This is a genomic window from Cellulomonas rhizosphaerae, from assembly GCF_003470205.1.
GTDB classification, from domain to species: domain Bacteria; phylum Actinomycetota; class Actinomycetes; order Actinomycetales; family Cellulomonadaceae; genus Cellulomonas; species Cellulomonas rhizosphaerae.
The window spans coordinates 1-16,714 of record NZ_QWKP01000152.1; the positions used below are offsets into that span (position 1 = coordinate 1).

General features: G+C 71.1%; 15 protein-coding genes. 12 read left to right on the plus strand and 3 right to left on the minus strand.

Translation table 11 applies throughout. The annotated features are described in order from the left end of the window. The 7 genes from D1825_RS05455 to D1825_RS05485 form a co-directional block, all read left to right on the plus strand. A partial coding sequence (locus D1825_RS05455) for a LacI family DNA-binding transcriptional regulator (protein ID WP_138067473.1) occupies nucleotides 1–772 on the plus strand: 772 nt, incomplete at its 5' end. A gap of 65 nt (nucleotides 773–837) precedes the next feature. Beyond that, nucleotides 838–1,137, plus strand: a complete 300-nt coding sequence (locus D1825_RS05460; protein WP_118766438.1) for a hypothetical protein — start codon at nucleotides 838–840, stop codon at nucleotides 1,135–1,137. 171 nt (nucleotides 1,138–1,308) lie between these two features. Further along, on the plus strand, nucleotides 1,309–2,232 hold the full coding sequence (locus D1825_RS05465) for an ABC transporter substrate-binding protein (RefSeq protein WP_118766448.1): 924 nt from the start codon (nucleotides 1,309–1,311) through the stop codon (nucleotides 2,230–2,232). Continuing rightward, the gene (locus tag D1825_RS05470) at nucleotides 2,232–3,218 is read left to right on the plus strand and encodes an amino acid ABC transporter permease (protein WP_407643300.1); all 987 of its coding nucleotides are present in this window, start codon (nucleotides 2,232–2,234) and stop codon (nucleotides 3,216–3,218) included. Before D1825_RS05465 ends, D1825_RS05470 begins: the two co-directional genes overlap by 1 nt. Nucleotides 3,219–3,241: 23 nt before the next feature. Beyond that, nucleotides 3,242–4,006 (plus strand): amino acid ABC transporter ATP-binding protein, encoded by a 765-nt coding sequence (locus tag D1825_RS05475; RefSeq protein ID WP_118766450.1) that lies wholly within the window; start codon nucleotides 3,242–3,244, stop codon nucleotides 4,004–4,006. A 114-nt stretch (nucleotides 4,007–4,120) separates the two neighbouring features. Beyond that, nucleotides 4,121–5,104, plus strand: coding sequence for an ATP-binding cassette domain-containing protein (locus D1825_RS05480; protein WP_118766439.1), 984 nt, complete (start codon nucleotides 4,121–4,123; stop codon nucleotides 5,102–5,104). After that, entirely contained in the window at nucleotides 5,101–5,934 is an 834-nt protein-coding gene (locus tag D1825_RS05485) for an ABC transporter permease (RefSeq protein WP_118766440.1), read from the plus strand. The genes D1825_RS05480 and D1825_RS05485 overlap by 4 nt, the downstream gene beginning before the upstream one ends. 61 nt (nucleotides 5,935–5,995) lie before the next feature. Here the strand turns inward: D1825_RS05485 and D1825_RS05490 are convergent, their stop codons facing one another. Next, nucleotides 5,996–9,184, minus strand: coding sequence for a BTAD domain-containing putative transcriptional regulator (locus D1825_RS05490; protein WP_118766441.1), 3,189 nt, complete (start codon nucleotides 9,182–9,184; stop codon nucleotides 5,996–5,998). Nucleotides 9,185–9,296: 112 nt separating this feature from the next. Beyond that, nucleotides 9,297–9,707, minus strand: a complete 411-nt coding sequence (locus D1825_RS05495) for a DUF5684 domain-containing protein (protein WP_118766442.1) — start codon at nucleotides 9,705–9,707, stop codon at nucleotides 9,297–9,299. A 389-nt stretch (nucleotides 9,708–10,096) separates the two neighbouring features. On the opposite strand from D1825_RS05495, the gene nrdH reads away from it, so the two are divergent. The 5 genes from nrdH (at nucleotide 10,097) to D1825_RS05520 (ending at nucleotide 16,225) form a co-directional block, all read left to right on the plus strand. After that, a complete protein-coding gene (gene nrdH / locus D1825_RS05500; RefSeq protein ID WP_118766443.1) occupies nucleotides 10,097–10,342 on the plus strand; it encodes a glutaredoxin-like protein NrdH in 246 nt (81 codons plus the stop codon). An 81-nt stretch (nucleotides 10,343–10,423) separates the two neighbouring features. After that, on the plus strand, nucleotides 10,424–10,840 hold the full coding sequence (gene nrdI, locus D1825_RS05505; RefSeq protein WP_118766444.1) for a class Ib ribonucleoside-diphosphate reductase assembly flavoprotein NrdI: 417 nt from the start codon (nucleotides 10,424–10,426) through the stop codon (nucleotides 10,838–10,840). Then, nucleotides 10,810–12,957: a class 1b ribonucleoside-diphosphate reductase subunit alpha gene (nrdE, locus tag D1825_RS05510; RefSeq protein ID WP_118766445.1), complete on the plus strand. Its 2,148-nt coding sequence runs from the start codon at nucleotides 10,810–10,812 to the stop codon at nucleotides 12,955–12,957. Before nrdI ends, nrdE begins: the two co-directional genes overlap by 31 nt. A 31-nt stretch (nucleotides 12,958–12,988) precedes the next feature. After that, nucleotides 12,989–13,963, plus strand: coding sequence for a class 1b ribonucleoside-diphosphate reductase subunit beta (gene nrdF, locus D1825_RS05515; protein ID WP_118766446.1), 975 nt, complete (start codon nucleotides 12,989–12,991; stop codon nucleotides 13,961–13,963). Between the two features lie 204 nt (nucleotides 13,964–14,167). Beyond that, nucleotides 14,168–16,225 carry an alpha/beta-hydrolase family protein gene (locus D1825_RS05520; protein ID WP_118766447.1) on the plus strand — a complete coding sequence of 686 codons (2,058 nt, stop codon included), beginning with the start codon at nucleotides 14,168–14,170 and terminating at the stop codon, nucleotides 16,223–16,225. Between the two features lie 19 nt (nucleotides 16,226–16,244). Here the strand turns inward: D1825_RS05520 and D1825_RS05525 are convergent. Beyond that, nucleotides 16,245–16,714, minus strand: a 470-nt coding sequence (locus tag D1825_RS05525; RefSeq protein ID WP_147356248.1) for an MMPL family transporter, incomplete at its 5' end; no start/stop codon positions are given.

The following is a 16,714-nucleotide window of genomic DNA, read 5'->3' on the forward strand; positions in this document are numbered from 1 at the left end:
CATCGAAGAGGTGCTCGCCACCGAGAACCGCTCGCTGCTCCTGCACGTGGTCCGCGACCACGGCGCCGAGATCGAGGCGTACCGCCGCTGGGCCGCCGGGGCGATGGTCGACGCGGTCGTCGTCGTCAACGTCGTGCTCGACGACCCGCGCATCCCGGTCCTGTCTCAGCTCGGCATCCCCGCGGTCGTCGTCGGCGGCCCGTCGGGGGGCATGGAGTTCTCCAACGTCTGGATCGACGACGCGCAGGCGAGCCGTGACGCGGTCGACTACCTCGTCGGCCTCGGCCACACCCGGCTCGGCCGGGTCAGCGGCCCGCGCGACCTCATCCACACGCGGGCGCGCAGCGACGCGTTCGTCGACCAGTGCGCACGCTCGTCGGTGCACGGGGTGATCGTCGAGGGCGACTACACCGAGGAGTCCGGCAAGAGCGCGGCGCGCTCGCTGCTGGGTCGCCGCGGGGCGCCGTCGGCGATCATCTTCGACAACGACGTCATGGCCCTCGCCGCGCTCGCGGTCTCCGCGGAGATGGGCATCGCGGTGCCCGGTTCCTTGTCCCTGCTGGCGTGGGACGACTCGGCCCTGTGCCGGCTGTCCAACCCGCCGCTGTCCGCGATGACGCTCGACGTGCACGCGATGGGCCAGCAGGTCGGCACCTGCGTGCTCAACACCCTCGCCGACGGCCCGGTCCGTGCGTACATGGCGCCGATGCAGCGCCTGAGCGCCCGCCGCTCCACGGGCCGCCCCACCGCCCCGGCCCCCCAGCCCGCCTGAACCCTTGCCCTGCCGGACGGGCGCGCGGGATCCTCGGGGCACGCACTCACCAGGGGGAACGTCCGATGGAGCACAAGCCCGCAGCACCCGCCCTCGCCTGGGCGATCGCCCTCGTCGGGGGCGGTCTGCTCATGACGCTGTTCTTCTTCTCCGACGAGGGGAAGGGCGGCGGGATCATCGGCCTGGTCGCGCTGTTCGCCGGCATCGTCTGCGCTCTCGTCGGCCTCTTCCGCCTCGCCATGAACGTCGACTTCCTGACCGAGCGGGAGATCGCGCGCGCCGACGGCGAGCAGAGCGCCTCCGACGAGACCCACGAGGAGCGCATGGCGCGGATCCACGCCGCCGCTCGGCAGCCCGAGGAGTAGCCCGTCGGGCTGAATCCCGCGGGTCTGCGCCGCGTCCGACGGCCGGGCGGTTACCACGACGTAACACCGGACGACTACGCTCCGCCTCGCGCGACCGACCAGGTGCGCCAGACCTGACTCCCGTCAGCTGCAGTCACCGCGCTCCCCCCGGGCGTGGCGAAGGAGGACCTCTTGCGTACGTTCCGCCCCGCAGTCCTGACCGCAGTCGTCCTGAGCTCCGCGCTGGCCCTCGCCGCGTGCAGCTCGGGCGACGACGACACGGCCACCCCCGGCAGCACCGAGACGTCGGCCGCGTCGTTCGATCCCGCATCGGTCGCCAAGGACGACGCCATCGCCGCCCTCCTGCCGGAGAAGATCGCGTCGGCCGGCAAGCTCGTCGTCGGCTCCGACACGTCCTACGCCCCGGCCGAGTACATCGACGAGGACGGCACCACGCCGGTCGGCTACGACGTCGACCTCGCCAAGGCGCTCGCCGCGGTGCTGGGCCTGAAGGCGGACGTCCAGACGGCCGACTTCACCGGCATCATCCCGGCCATCGGCTCCAAGTACGACGTGGGCATCTCCTCGTTCACGATCAACCCGGAGCGCCTCGAGCAGGCCAACATGATCGAGTACTTCGAGGCCGGCGAGGCGTACGCCACGGCCGCGGGCAACCCGAAGAAGATCGACCCGGCCGACCTGTGCGGCCTGACCGTCGGCGTCCAGACCGGCACGGTCGAGGACGAGGAGCTCGACGCGCTCGTCGCGAAGTGCGCCGCGGACGGCAAGGACGCGATCACCCCCCTGAAGTACGCCAAGCAGTCCGAGGTCACCACGGCCCTCGTCGGCGGCAAGGCGGACCTGATGTACGCCGACTCGCCGATCATCGCCTACGCGATCGCGCAGACGGCCGGCAAGCTCGAGCAGCTCGGCGACGTGTTCGCCAGCGCGCCCCAGGGCATCGTCGTCAGCAAGGGCGACCAGGCGCTGACCGACGCGGTGCAGAAGGCCATGCAGAAGCTCATCGACTCGGGCGACTACCTGAAGATCCTCACGGCCTGGGGCAACGAGACCAGCGCGGTGAAGACGGCTGAGCTCAACCCGTCCGTAGGCTGATCGCCGTGACGACGCCCACCGCCGCGAAGACGCCGGCCGCCGAACCGCAGCGGATCCACGCGATCCCGGTGCGATATCCCGGTCGCTGGATCTCCGCGGCGGTGGTCGTCGTGCTGGCGGCCATGGCCGCCAACGCGCTGATCACGAACGACACGTTCGGCTGGCCCACGGTCGGGAAGTACCTGTTCAGCGAGCCCGTCGTGCGCGGCGTGGGCTGGACGCTGTTCCTCACCGTGACGTCGATGGCGATCGCGATCGTCCTCGCCGTCACGCTCGCGATCATGCGCCGCTCGGCCAACCCGGTGATGCGCTACGTCTCCTGGGTCTACATCTGGTTCTTCCGCGGCACCCCCATCTACACCCAGCTGATCTTCTGGGGCCTGGCCTCGGTCCTCTACCCGGTGATCACCCTGGGCGTCCCGTTCGGGCCTGCGCTGCTGTCGATGGACACCAACGTTGTCCTCAACGCCACGCGCGCCGCGATCCTCGGCCTCGCGCTGAACGAGGCGGCCTACCTCGCGGAGATCGTCCGCGCGGGCCTGCAGAGCGTCGACCGCGGCCAGTTCGAGGCGGCACGCGCACTGGGCATGAAGGAGGGCCGCATCCTGTGGCGGATCGTCCTGCCGCAGGCCATGCGCGTCATCGTCCCGCCGACCGGCAACGAGACGATCTCCATGCTCAAGACGACCTCGCTCGTGCTGGCCGTGCCGTTCGCGCTCGAGCTGCAGTTCGCCACCGACGCGATCGGCAACCGCATCTTCCAGCCCGTTCCCCTGCTCATGGTCGCCGCGATCTGGTACCTCGCGATCACGAGCGTGCTCATGGTCGGGCAGTTCTACCTCGAGCGGTACTACGGCCGCGGGTTCGACGAGCACGTGCCCAAGCGCGGCCGACGAGGCAGGCAGTCCGCGATCAACGCTGCGAAGACCACCCCGGAGCTCGGCGCGATCGACGACATGGGCCGACCGATCGGAGGTGGCGTGTGAGCGCCCAGACCAGCACCGCGCCCATGGTCGAGATGACCGGCGTGCACAAGTGGTACGGCGACGCGCACGTGCTGCGCGGTGTGGACCTCGTGGTCCAGCAGGGCACCGTCACGGTGATGCTCGGCCCGTCGGGCTCGGGCAAGTCGACGGCCCTGCGCTGCATCAACCAGCTCGAGGAGATCGGTGCCGGCTCGATCCGCGTCGAGGGCGAGCTCATGGGCTACCGCGAGGGGACCAAGGGCGGGTCGCCGGCCCTGTACCGGCTGCACCCGCGCCAGATCGCCACGCAGCGCGCCCGCGTCGGCATGGTCTTCCAGCGCTTCAACCTGTTCCCGCACATGACCGCGCTCGGCAACGTCATGGAGGCGCCGGTCCAGGTGCTCGGCAAGGGCAAGTCGGAGGCGCGCGAGCGGGCCGTCGAGATGCTCAGCCGCGTGGGCCTGGCCGACCGCCTCGACCACTACCCGGCCCAGCTCTCCGGCGGTCAGCAGCAGCGCGTGGCCATCGCCCGCGCGCTGGCGATGGACCCGGACATCATGCTGTTCGACGAGCCGACGTCCGCCCTCGACCCCGAGCTCGTGGGTGAGGTGCTCGGCGTCATGCGGGACCTCGCCTCGTCGGGCATGACGATGATCGTCGTGACCCACGAGATCGGGTTCGCGCGCGAGGTCGCCGACCAGGTCGTCTTCATGGCCGACGGCGTCATCGTCGAGCACGGCCCGGTCGCCCAGGTGATCGACGCCCCGACCGAGCAGCGCACCAAGGACTTCCTCGCCCACGTGCTGTAGCCGCGCCTTCTCGTCGGGTCGGGGGGTCGTCGCGCGCGTGCCCGACCGAGGCGTGTCAGGGCGTGTCAGCCGGGTGTCGGTGCGGTGTCAGCCGGGGTGTGCAGGGTGGGACCCATGAGCACAGACCTGGTGATCGAGGCCGAGGGCCTCGTCAAGCACTTCGGTGAGACCAAGGCGCTTCAGGGCGTCGATCTCGCCGTTCCCCGGGGGACCGTTCTCGGTGTCCTCGGCCCCAACGGCGCCGGCAAGACCACCGCCGTCCGCATCCTGTCCACCCTTCTGATCCCCGACGCCGGCCACGCGACCATCGCGGGCTTCGACGTCGTGAAGCAGTCCCAGCAGGTCCGCCAGAGCATCGGCCTCACCGGCCAGTACGCCTCTGTCGACGAGGACCTCACGGGGCGTCAGAACCTCGTCCTGTTCGGCACCCTCCTGGAGCTGGGCCGCAAGGGCGCCAGGGCGCGCGCGGTCGAGCTGCTCGAGTGGTTCGACCTGACCGACGCGGCCGACCGGCCCGCCAAGACCTACTCCGGCGGCATGCGCCGCCGCCTCGACCTGGCCGCGAGCCTCGTCGGGCGCCCCGACGTCATCTTCCTCGACGAGCCCACCACGGGCCTCGACCCCGCCAAGCGCGAGGACATGTGGGACGTGGTCCGCTCGCTCGTGACCGACGGCTCCACGGTGCTGCTCACCACGCAGTACCTCGAGGAGGCCGACGCGCTGGCCGACGAGATCACCGTCATCGACCACGGCCGCGTGATCGCGCACGACACCCCCGAGGGCCTCAAGCGCATCGTCGGCGGCCAGACCCTCGAGGTCCGCCCGGCCGACCTGGCCCGCATGGAGGAGACGGCGACGATCCTCGGCCAGGTCTCCACCGGCGTCAGCGGCGCGGTCGAGGTCCGCAAGGGCATGCTCGCGGTCCCCGTGGCCGACGACAGCGCCCTGACGGCCACCGTCTCGCGTCTCGCGAGCGTCGGCATCGGCGTCACCGAGCTCTCGCTGCACCTGCCGAGCCTCGACGAGGTCTTCTTCAAGCTCACCGGACGCACGGCGTCCGAGGACGACACGACTGTCACGAAGGAGGTCGCCGCATGACCACCGCGACCCTCACCCCCCAGGCACCGCGCACGTCCGTGGTGCCCAAGGCCGCCGAGGTGGCCCGCAAGCCGCTCCCGCTGGTGCGGCACTCGCTCGCGCTGGCCAAGCGCAGCCTGATCAAGACGTGGCGGACGCCCGAGGCGCTCATCGACGTCACGCTGCAGCCGGCGATCTTCCTGACGATCTTCGTCTACATCTTCGGCGGCGCCGTCGCGGGGTCGACCAGCGACTACCTGCTCTTCCTGCTGCCGGGCATCCTCGCGCAGACGATCGCCACCGGCGCGATCGCCATCGGCGTCAACCTCAACACCGACCTCGAGAAGGGCATCTTCGACCGGTTCCGGTCGCTGCCCGTGCCCCGGTCGGCGCCGCTGCTCGGTGCCGTGCTCGGCGACGTGGTCCGCTACGTCATCGTCATCATCTCGACGATGGGCGTCGGCTACGCGATGGGCTTCCGCATCCAGGGGAGCCTGCTGGCCGCAGTCGGCGGCTGCCTGCTCGCGATCCTGTTCGCGCTGTCGCTGTCCTGGGTGTCGGTGTTCGTCGGCATGAAGGTCCGCACCAGCGGCGCCGTGCAGGGGATCATGTTCCTGATCATCATGCCGTTGAGCTTCGCCTCGACGACGTTCGTCGCCGGGGCCACGCTGCCCGGCTGGATGCAGGGCTTCGTCAAGGTCAACCCGCTGACGCACCTCGTCGACTCGATGCGCGCCCTGTTCCTGGGCCAGCCGGTCGGCAGCCACGTCTGGTGGACGCTGGCCTGGTGCGTGGGCCTCGTCGCGGTGTTCATGCCGCTGGCGCTGCGGGCGTACCGCAAGAAGGTCTGACCTCGCACGACGAACGGGCGGGCGCCTCCCTGGTGGGGGTGCCCGCCCGTTCGTCGTGCGCCTACTGCAGCAGAGCCGCGGCGAGCGCCTGGACCCGCGCCGCGATCGTCGAGGACTTCTCGTCCCGCAGCGGTGCGACCGCGGCGGCGCGCGCGGCGTCGTCGCCGACCAGGGACTCCAGCCGGCCGCCCGTGCCGAGCTGGAACATCGAGCCCATGTTCGCGCCGAGCCGGGTGCCGAGCGCGAAGAGCTCGACGGCGACCGAGTCCTCGCCGCGCGCGGCGGCGAGCTCCGCACAGCCCAGCGCGAACGAGCCGAGCACCGGCATGTCGGAGATGGCCTTCGCCTCCGCGGTCGCGCGGCGCAGCAGGTCGGTGGCCCGCGCCTCGGCCGCGGCGCGACGGTCGGCGTCGGCGTCCTCGGCCGCGCGCACGTGGATCGTCGCCGCGGCCACCATGAACACGACGTGCGCCTGGGGGACCCGCACGACGCCGGTCAGGGCGACGTCGATCGCGCTGTCGGCAAACCGCGACGCGTCCGCGAGCCGCCCCTCGGTCCACGCGATCTGGGCCAGGCCCAGGCGCGCCTGCGCCACGTCGGTGTCGTCGGCCTGCTCCGAGCGGGCCGTCTGCTCGACGCGGACGAGCGCGTCCTCCTGGCCGGCGATCGCGCGCTGCACGTCGAGCAGGAGGCGGATGCTCCGCGCGTCCTGCATCGCGCCCACGGTCTCCAGGTGCCGCACGCCGCGGTCGAGCCACAGCATCGCGTCGTCGGTCCCGCGCCCGCTGCCCCACTGGCCGATGCCCTGCGCGGCCATGCCCATGCCCCAGTGGTCGCCCGCCGCCTTGAACCGGTCGTACGCCTCGCGAGCGGCCTGGCCCGACTCCCCGGTGTCCCCGAGGTTCTCGGCCACGGCGGCGCGCATGAACAGGCCCAGCGCCTGCAGGTACGGGTCGGCGGACTCGACGAGCTCGGTCGCCGGCGGCCCCATCTCCTCGGCGTTGAAGCCGAGCGCGGGTAGCGCGCCCGAGAGCGCGTAGGTGCGCGCGCTCATCTGGTCGGCGCGCTCGTCGCGCACGCGGCGGCACGCGCGCCAGGCGATCACCGAGAGGCGCAGCGACTCGATGACGCCGCCGTTCATCGCGGCCAGGGTCCCGACGATGGCCGCGCGGTCGGCGTTCGGCAGCTCGCGGCCGCTCGCGCGGCCCTGCAGCAGGGGCGACGAGCGGCGGGCCGCCGGGTCGTCGACGTGCAGGATGCGGGTCGCCCAGCCGACGACCTCCATGTGGGCGCCGCGCACGGTCCAGAGCCAGAAGAGCGCGGCCAGGATGTCGACGAGCAGCGGCTCCTCGTCGTGGTCGGCGGCCCAGCGCGCCGCGACGAGCAGCGCCTCCTGGTCCCGCGCGCACGCGTCGAACGCCGCGACCTGGGCGGGGCCGACGAAGTCCGCGCCGAGCCGGACGGCGCGGGCGGCCGCCCAGCGCACGAGGCCGGCCATGGCGGCGGGCCGTTCGCCCGCGGCGTCGAGCCTCGCCTCGCCGTACTCGCGGACCGTCTCGAGCATCCGGTACCGGGCCGGACCCTCGTCCTGGTCGGCCATGGTCAGCAGTGACTGCTCGACGAGGATCGACAGCCCGCGCCGCACGGCCGGCGCGGGCTGGTCGGCGACGGCCATCGCGGTCTCGGCGGTGAACGAGCCCGCGACGACGGCGAGCCGGGCGAGCAGGGCACGCTCTGCGGGGGCGAGCAGCTCGCGGCTCCAGTCGACCATCGCCCACAGGCTCGCGTGCCGCTCGGGCAGCCCGCGCAGCGCGTCGTCGAGCAGCGCGAACCGGTCGCTCAGGCCCTCGAGCACGTCCTCGACCGGCATCGACCGCAGCCGGGCCGCGGCGAGCTCGAGCGCGAGGGGGAGGTTGTCGAGCCGGTGGCACAGCTGCAGCGCGAGCTCGCGGTCCCACGCCAGCCCGGGCCGGCCGGCGCGGGTGCGCGCCTCGAGCAGTCCGAGCGCGTCCTCGTCGGGCAGCATCCGCAGCTGGTGGACGGACTCGCCGACGATGCCGAGCGGCGCGCGGCTCGTCGCGAGGACGACGACGTCGGGCGAGGCCGCGTCGAGCAGATCGGCGACGACCGCGGCCGCGGCGTCCAGGAGGTGCTCGCAGTTGTCGAGCACGAGCAGCCCGTCGAGGTCCTGCGCCGCCTGCCGCAGCCGCTCGGCGGGCTCGAGCACGCGCCGCTCGACGGTGAGGTCGGGCCGGCTCGGCGTGGTGTCGCCGCCGCCGATCGTCGCGAGCACGGCGGGCAGCACCTCGTCGGGGGACCGCAGGCCCGCGAGCTCGACGACCTGCACCGAGCGGCCGTCGGCCACGGCGCAGCGGGCGACCTCGGCGGCCAGCCGCGTCTTCCCAGCGCCGCCGGTCGCGACGACCGTGACGAGGGGAGCGGTGCCGAGCGCGGCGAGGACCGCGGCCAGGTCGGCGTCGCGGCCGAGCAGCGGCGTGCTGGCGCGGCGCCACGACGGCGGCAGGTGCACCCGCTGGTGGGTGTCTTTGCGGGGCGTCGGCTGCGTGGTCGGCAGCTCGCCGCGCAGCAGCGCGAGGTGCGCCTCGACGACGACGGGGGACGGGTCGGCGCCGTAGCGGTCGGCGAGCTCGGCGCGGACCTGCTCGACCAGCTCGAGCGCCTCCGCGTCGCGGCCCTGCGCGGCCAGCACCCGGACGAGCAGCGCCACGGCGGGCTCGTCGGGCGGAGTGCGGGCGACGAGGCGGTGCAGGTCGGCGCCGTCGAGCGCGCCCGCGCCGGCCAGGGCCGCCTCCGCGCGCAGCGTGACGACCTCGGAGAACAGCCGGGCGATCGCCGCGTCGTCGAGGTCCGGCACGTCCGGGAACATCGCGCGCGCCTCGTCGGCCAGGATGCGGGCCTCCGACGCGCGCCCCTCCCGCAGGGCGACGAGCGCGCGCGCCGCACGGTCGCGCGCGTCGACGGCGTCGACGTGCAGGTCCTCGGTCGGCAGGCGGTAGCCGCCGGGTGCGCCGACGACGGGCAGTCCCGTGCGCCGCAGCCGCGAGACCAGGGCCTGGATCGCGCCGGCCTCGTCCTGCGGCGGCTCGCCGTCCCACACGGCCTCGACGAGCGCGCCGATCGAGACCGCACGCCCGCGGGCGACGACCAGCTCGCGCAGCACCGCCGCCAGGCGGTCGCCGCGCACGGGGCGTCCGTCGACGGCGAGCTCGCCGAGCGTCGTGATCTGCACGGCCCCAGCATTCCCCACTGGTGCGACGTTGGCCGACGTCGGGTCCCCGGACGCCCGGTGGACGTGGGGAGCCCCCGCCAGGAGTGGCCTGGCAGGGGCGGGGGTCGAGGGGTCAGTACGCGGTGCCGGCGACGTTCCGGCCGCCGGGGCCGCGGTAGGTGCTCGGGCCGAGCCAGAGGATGTAGAAGAAGATGATGGACAGGAAGAACAGCCCGACGGTGAAGCCGACGTCGTGGCCGAACGACTGCGACAGCGCGTAGTAGATGACGATCAGCGCGACGATGTTGACGATCGGGACGAGCAGCAGCAGGATCCACCACCACTGCTTGCCGGAGATCTTCAGCATCACCAGCGTGTTCCAGATCGGGACGAAGCCCTGCCAGCCGGCCTCGCCGGCCTTCCTGAAGATGCCCATGAACGCGAGTGCTCCCAGCAGGTACCCGATGAGGGACGCCACGAGGAGCGGGCCGTAGTTGATGTCGGTCGTCGTGGCGGACTCTGCCGCCCGCAGCAAGGTGTGCATGCGCGGACCGTATCGGTCAGAACGGGACACGCGTGGGCGTTTCGGGCAGCGACTTCTGTGGACGGCGCTGGGGACGACCGGCGCGTCGCTGTGGACGCGGTTGTGGGTGATCCGACGGCCTCCCGCGCGATCGTCGCGAACGCGCAGGCCAGGGGGTCGTGTCAGTACCCACAGGTAGTGTGCAGCTGAGCCCACAGGGTGAAAAACGACACTCGTGTAACACAACACCTAGTGGTCCATTGAAGTGTCAGACACTAGGTGTAGTGTCTTCCTCACGCACTCGGCAGGTCAGCCGATGGGTTGGAACGGCCCCCTCGGGGATGCCGCCGGCGGGGTGCGAGGGCTTCAGCAGGGGGTCCGGCACGCGACGACTTTCACGGAGAACCACCATGACGATCACGGTCTACAGCAAGCCCGCGTGCGTGCAGTGCAACGCGACCTACCGCGCGCTCGACAAGCTCGGCGCCGACTACACGGTGGTCGACATCAGCGAGGACGCGGACGCCCGTGACTACGTCATGTCGCTGGGTCACCTGCAGGCGCCCGTCGTGATCGTCGACGGCGACCACTGGTCGGGCTACCGCCCGGACCGCATCGGTGCCCTCGCGGAGCGCCTCGCCACGGTCGTCGCCTGACCCGCAGCCCCACCGGCTCACGCGGTCGCTCCGGCGGCCGCATCACCGCACGACCGTTCGACCCGAGGTGAGGGGACCGTCATGAGCTCGCTCGTGTACTTCTCCTCGGCCTCGGACAACACGCACCGCTTCGTCGAGAAGCTCGGCCTGGCGGCTACCCGCATCCCGTTGCGCCCCTCCGACCCGTTCCTGCACGTGACCGAGCCGTACGTGCTCGTCGTGCCGACGTACGGCGGGGGCAACGAGGGCGGCGCGGTACCCCGCCAGGTCGTGAAGTTCCTCAACGACGAGGGCAACCGCACTCTGATCCGCGGCGTCATCGCCGCGGGCAACACCAACTTCGGTGAGGCCTACTGCATCGCGGGGGACATCATCGCGGCCAAGTGCCGCGTCCCCTACCTGTACGGGTTCGAGCTGATGGGAACCAGCGAGGACGTCATCCGCGTCCGTGAGGGATTGGGAAGATTTTGGCAGCGACAGTCACAGATGCCCGCGTAGACCTGACGGGACTGGACTACCACGCCCTCAACGCCATGCTGAACCTGTATGGCGCGGACGGGGAGATTCAGTTCGACAAGGACCGTGAGGCGGCGCGCGCGTACTTCCTGCAGCACGTCAACCAGAACACGGTCTTCTTCCACGACCTCGACGAGAAGCTCGAGTACCTCGTGGAGAACAAGTACTACGACCCCGCGGTGCTGGCGCAGTACGACTCGGCGTTCATCAAGACGCTCTTCAAGTACGCATACTCGAAGAAGTTCCGCTTCCAGACCTTCCTCGGCGCGTTCAAGTACTACACGTCGTACACGCTGAAGACGTTCGACGGGAAGCGCTACCTGGAGCGCTTCGAGGACCGCGTCTGCATGGTCTCGCTCGCGCTGGCCGAGGGCGACCAGGACTTCGCCATCTCGCTGGTCGACGAGATCGTCTCCGGCCGCTTCCAGCCGGCGACCCCCACGTTCCTCAACCTCGGCAAGGCGCAGCGCGGCGAGCCCGTGTCCTGCTTCCTGCTGCGCATCGAGGACAACATGGAGTCCATCGCGCGCGGCATCAACTCCGCGCTGCAGCTCTCGAAGCGTGGCGGCGGCGTCGCCCTGCTGCTCTCGAACGTCCGTGAGCACGGTGCGCCGATCAAGCACATCGAGAACCAGAGCTCCGGCGTCATCCCCGTGATGAAGCTGCTCGAGGACTCGTTCTCGTACGCCAACCAGCTCGGTGCGCGTCAGGGCGCCGGCGCGGTGTACCTGCACGCGCACCACCCGGACATCTACCGGTTCCTCGACACCAAGCGCGAGAACGCCGACGAGAAGATCCGCATCAAGACTCTCTCGCTGGGCGTCGTCATCCCGGACATCACGTTCGAGCTGGCCAAGAAGAACGAGCCGATGTACCTGTTCTCGCCGTACGACGTCGAGCGCGTGTACGGCAAGCCGTTCGCGGACGTGAACGTCACCGAGAAGTACTACGAGATGGTCGACGACGCGCGGATCAAGAAGACCAAGATCAGCGCCCGCGAGTTCTTCCAGACCCTCGCCGAGCTGCAGTTCGAGTCCGGCTACCCGTACGTGATGTTCGAGGACACGGTCAACCGCGCGAACCCCATCAAGGGCAAGATCACGCACTCGAACCTGTGCTCGGAGATCCTGCAGGTCTCGACGCCGTCGACGTTCAACGAGGACCTCTCGTACAACCACATCGGCCGCGACATCTCCTGCAACCTGGGCTCGATGAACATCGCGCTGTCGATGGACTCGCCGGACTTCGGCAAGTCGGTCGAGACCGCGATCCGCGCCCTGACGGGTGTCGCCGACCAGACGAACATCGAGTCGGTCCCGTCGATCAAGCGCGCCAACGCCGGCGGCCACGCCATCGGCCTGGGCCAGATGAACCTGCACGGGTACCTGGCGCGCGAGCGGATCTTCTACGGGTCCGACGAGGGCCTCGACTTCACCAACATCTACTTCTACACGGTGGCGTACCACGCGATCCGTGCCTCCAACCTGCTCGCGCAGGAGCGTGGGCGCGCGTTCGACGGCTTCGAGGACTCGAAGTACGCGACGGGCGAGTACTTCGAGAAGTACATCGACCGCACGTGGGAGCCCCGCACGGCGCGCGTCGCCGAGCTGTTCGCGACGGCCGGCGTGCACATCCCGACGCAGGACGACTGGCGTGCGCTGGCGGAGCTCGTCAAGGAGCACGGCATCTACAACCAGAACCTGCAGGCCGTCCCGCCGACCGGCTCGATCTCGTACATCAACCACTCGACGAGCTCGATCCACCCGATCGCGTCGAAGATCGAGATCCGCAAGGAAGGCAAGATCGGTCGCGTCTACTACCCGGCGCCGTTCATGACGAACGACAACCTGGAGTACTACCAGGACGCGTACGAGATCGGCTACGAGAAGGTCATCGACACCTACGCCGAGGCCACGCAGCACGTCGACCAGGGTCTCTCGCTCACCCTGTTCTTCAAGGACACGGCCACGACGCGTGACCTGAACAAGGCGCAGATCTACGCCTGGCGCAAGGGCATCAAGACCATCTACTACATCCGCCTCCGCCAGCTCGCGCTGGAGGGTACTGAAGTGGACGGTTGCGTCTCGTGCATGCTCTGACCGTTCTGCTCGACACGAAGGAAGTCACTCGATGAGCGAGAAGCTCAAGCTCGTCAGCCGCGTCTCCGCGATCAACTGGAACCGGCTCGAGGACGACAAGGACGCGGACGTCTGGGACCGCCTGGTCGGCAACTTCTGGCTCCCGGAGAAGGTGCCGGTCTCCAACGACGTGCAGTCGTGGGCGACGCTGACCGAGCAGGAGAAGACGCTCACCATGCGTGTCTTCACCGGCCTGACGCTCCTGGACACCATCCAGGGCACCGTCGGCGCGGTCTCGCTGATCCCCGACGCGATCACGCCGCACGAGGAGGCCGTCTACACGAACATCGCGTTCATGGAGTCGGTGCACGCCAAGTCCTACAGCTCGATCTTCTCGACGCTGTGCTCCACCAAGGAGATCGACGAGGCGTTCCGCTGGTCGGAGGAGAACGCGAACCTCCAGCGCAAGGCCGAGATCGTCATGGACTACTACCGCGGCGACTCGCCCCTGAAGCGGAAGGTCGCGAGCACGCTGCTCGAGTCGTTCCTCTTCTACTCGGGCTTCTACCTGCCCATGTACTGGTCGAGCCGCGCCAAGCTCACGAACACGGCGGACCTCATCCGCCTCATCATCCGTGACGAGGCCGTGCACGGGTACTACATCGGCTACAAGTACCAGAAGGGCCTCGAGAAGCTGTCGGCAGCAGAGAAGGCGGAGCTCAAGGACTACACGTTCGAGCTGCTCTTCGAGCTGTACGACAACGAGGTGGAGTACACGCAGGACCTCTACGACGGCGTCGGCCTGACCGAGGACGTGAAGAAGTTCCTGCGCTACAACGCCAACAAGGCCCTGATGAACCTGGGCTACGAGGCGCTGTTCCCGCGCGACGAGACCGACGTGAACCCGGCGATCCTCTCGGCCCTGTCGCCGAACGCCGACGAGAACCACGACTTCTTCTCGGGCTCGGGCTCGTCCTACGTGATCGGCAAGGCCGTGAACACGGAGGACGAGGACTGGGAGTTCTGACCCCGCAGTGACACCGACGGCCCCGCCCCCTCGCGAGAGGAGGCGGGGCCGTCGGCGCATCCACTCGACTCGCGTCGTGCCGAGCGAGGCCCGGGCGAGCCGCGGTTCCCCTACGCTGAGCCTGCGCCGAGGCTCGCGACGGATCGGCGGACGGTTCGGCATCTGAACACCCCGACGTGCGACGCGGGGCGAGAGGAGCTCGGCGTGGACGGATCGGCAGTCGTGCGCAAGCTCGGCCAGGTCATCGCCGGAAGCGATCCCGCGGAGCGGACCGCCGCGCTCGTCTCGGCGGCATCCACGGGCACGACGTTCATGCCGGGGCTGATCGCCCGCGACGGAGCCGACCAGGCGCTGGCCACGGGGCTCGTCGCTGCGACCGAGTACGGCCTCGTCGTCACGTCGCAGTCGCTGTCCGTCGCGATCGCACGTCACCTGGTCGGGGATGACGGGACCGAGCAGGCGACGGCGCGGAGGCTCGCGGTGCAGGCGGTCGCGGGGCTCGCCCTCGCGTCGGCCGGTGCGGTCGCCGAGCGCGTGGCGTCGCCGCGGCCCGGCGAGCCCCTGCGGCGCGCGATGGTGCGGACCGTGGGGCGGCGGACGTTGCGCGTCGGTCTCTCGGGTGTGGCGGTGTCGGCGCTGGCCTCGGCCGAGGCGGTGGTCGGCGGGCGGCACGCGTGGCTCCGGGTCGCGTCCGCCAGCGCCGGGCTCGTCGCGGGCACGGCGCTCGCCGCCTGGCAGATCCGCCGGTTCCGGGCCGACGACCCGGTCGAGGCGGCCCGCCTCGCGCCGCCGTCCGACCCCCTGACCGGGCGGTCCAGCGCGGCCCCCGACGCCCCCACCACGCCACCGGTGCCCCCGTTGGCGCGCTCGCTGGCCCTCGGCGCCGCGGTCAACCTCGGGCTGCAGGGCTTCGCGGCGCTCGAGGGCGTGTTCGCGCGATCCGTCGGTGCGGGCGTGCGGCACGTGGCTCCGCGAGCCGGGCGGGCCTCCGGCGCCGTCGGGCACGCGGTCGCGCTCGGCGCGATCGGAGCCGGGGTCGCGGCGGGCGTCGAGTACGCGCTGCGCAGCGCCGACGCCGGCGGCGCGGCGATCGACGCCGCGTACACGAGCCCGCCCGACGCGGCCACGGTGAGCGGCGGCCCCGGTTCGGGGGTGCCGTGGACGACGCTGTCCCGCGAGGGCGTCCGGTTCGTCAACATGGCCCTGACGACCGACGAGATCGCCGATGTCACCGGGGTGCCGCCGGAGCAGGTCACGACGCCCGTGCGGGCCTTCGTCGGCCTCGCGAGCGCGTCGTCCGTCGACGCGCGGGTCGACCTCGTGATGAGCGAGCTCGAGCGACTGGGTGCCTTCGAGCGCAGCGTCATCTGCGTCGCGTCGCCGACAGGGAGCGGGTACGTCAACTACGTGGCGGCCGAGACGCTCGAGTACCTCACGCGGGGTGACTGCGCGACCGTCGCGCTGCAGTACTCGCTGCGGCCGTCGTTCCTCTCGCTCGACCGGGTCGCGATGGGACGCGAGCAGAACCGCGCGCTGCTGCACGCCCTCACCTGGCGACTGCGCGGCATCCCCGAGGAGTCGCGACCCCGGCTCGTCGGCTTCGGCGAGTCGCTCGGCGCGCACACCCTGCAGGACGCGTTCCTCCACGAGGGCGTCAGCGGGCTGCACCGCGCGGGGATGGACCGCGCCCTCTTCGTCGGGACGCCCGCCGGCAGCTCGTGGGCCCGGCAGTGGAGGTCCGATCCCGACCGGGTCGACCCCGACGGTGAGGCGGTCGAGATCGCGTCCTGGGCCGACTGGGCCGCGCAGGACGAGGACCACCGCCGCCGCCAGCGCGTCTTCCTGCTCTCGCACCACGAGGACCCGATCACCAAGTTCGACGGCGCGCTCGCGGTGCAGCAGCCCGACTGGTTGGGGCCGCTCGACACCCGCCCGCCGGGCGTCTCGCGGCTGGCCGCCTGGTACCCGCTGGTCAGCTTCGTGCTGACGCTCGTGGACGTCACCAACGCGCTCAGCACGGTCCCGGGCGTCTTCGTCGCGCACGGTCACGACTACCGCTCCGACCTCGCGCGCGTCGTGGCCACCGCCTACGGCCTGGACGTCGGCGACGACGAGCTGCGCAGAGTCGAGGAGGCGCTGCGCGCGCGCGAGCTCTCCTGGGCCGAGCGCAGGCTCGTCGCCGAGCAGCTGCACCGCGCGCAGGAAGCCGTCCAGCGTCAGCTCGACCGATGGGGCTCGAGCGCCGAGCGGGCCGGGGCCTGAGCCCCGGCCGCGTCCGGCATCAGGCGTGCGCCGCCGGCAGGATCCGGTCCAGCCAGCGCGGCAGCCACCAGTTGTAGCGGCCGAGCAGCGTCATCGCGGACGGCAGCAGCACGGCCCGGACCACGGTCGCGTCGATGATGACGGCGGCCGCCAGGCCGATCCCGAGCTGCATGAACTCGATGAGCGACAGCGACGCGAAGATCGCGAACACCGCCACCATCACGATCGCCGCGCTCGTCACCACGCCCGCCGAGGCCGTGACGCCCCGCGCCACGGCGACCCGCGTCGAGACGCCGGGCACGTGCTCCTCCCGGACCCGGCTGACGACGAACACGTGGTAGTCCATCGAGAGCCCGAACAGGATCACGAACAGGAACAGCGGGAGCCAGTCGACGACGAAGCCGGCATCGGTGACGCCGAGCAGGTCCGCGCCGACGCCGTGCTGGAACACCAGGACGAGCAGCCCGTAGGCGGCGCTCACCGACAGCG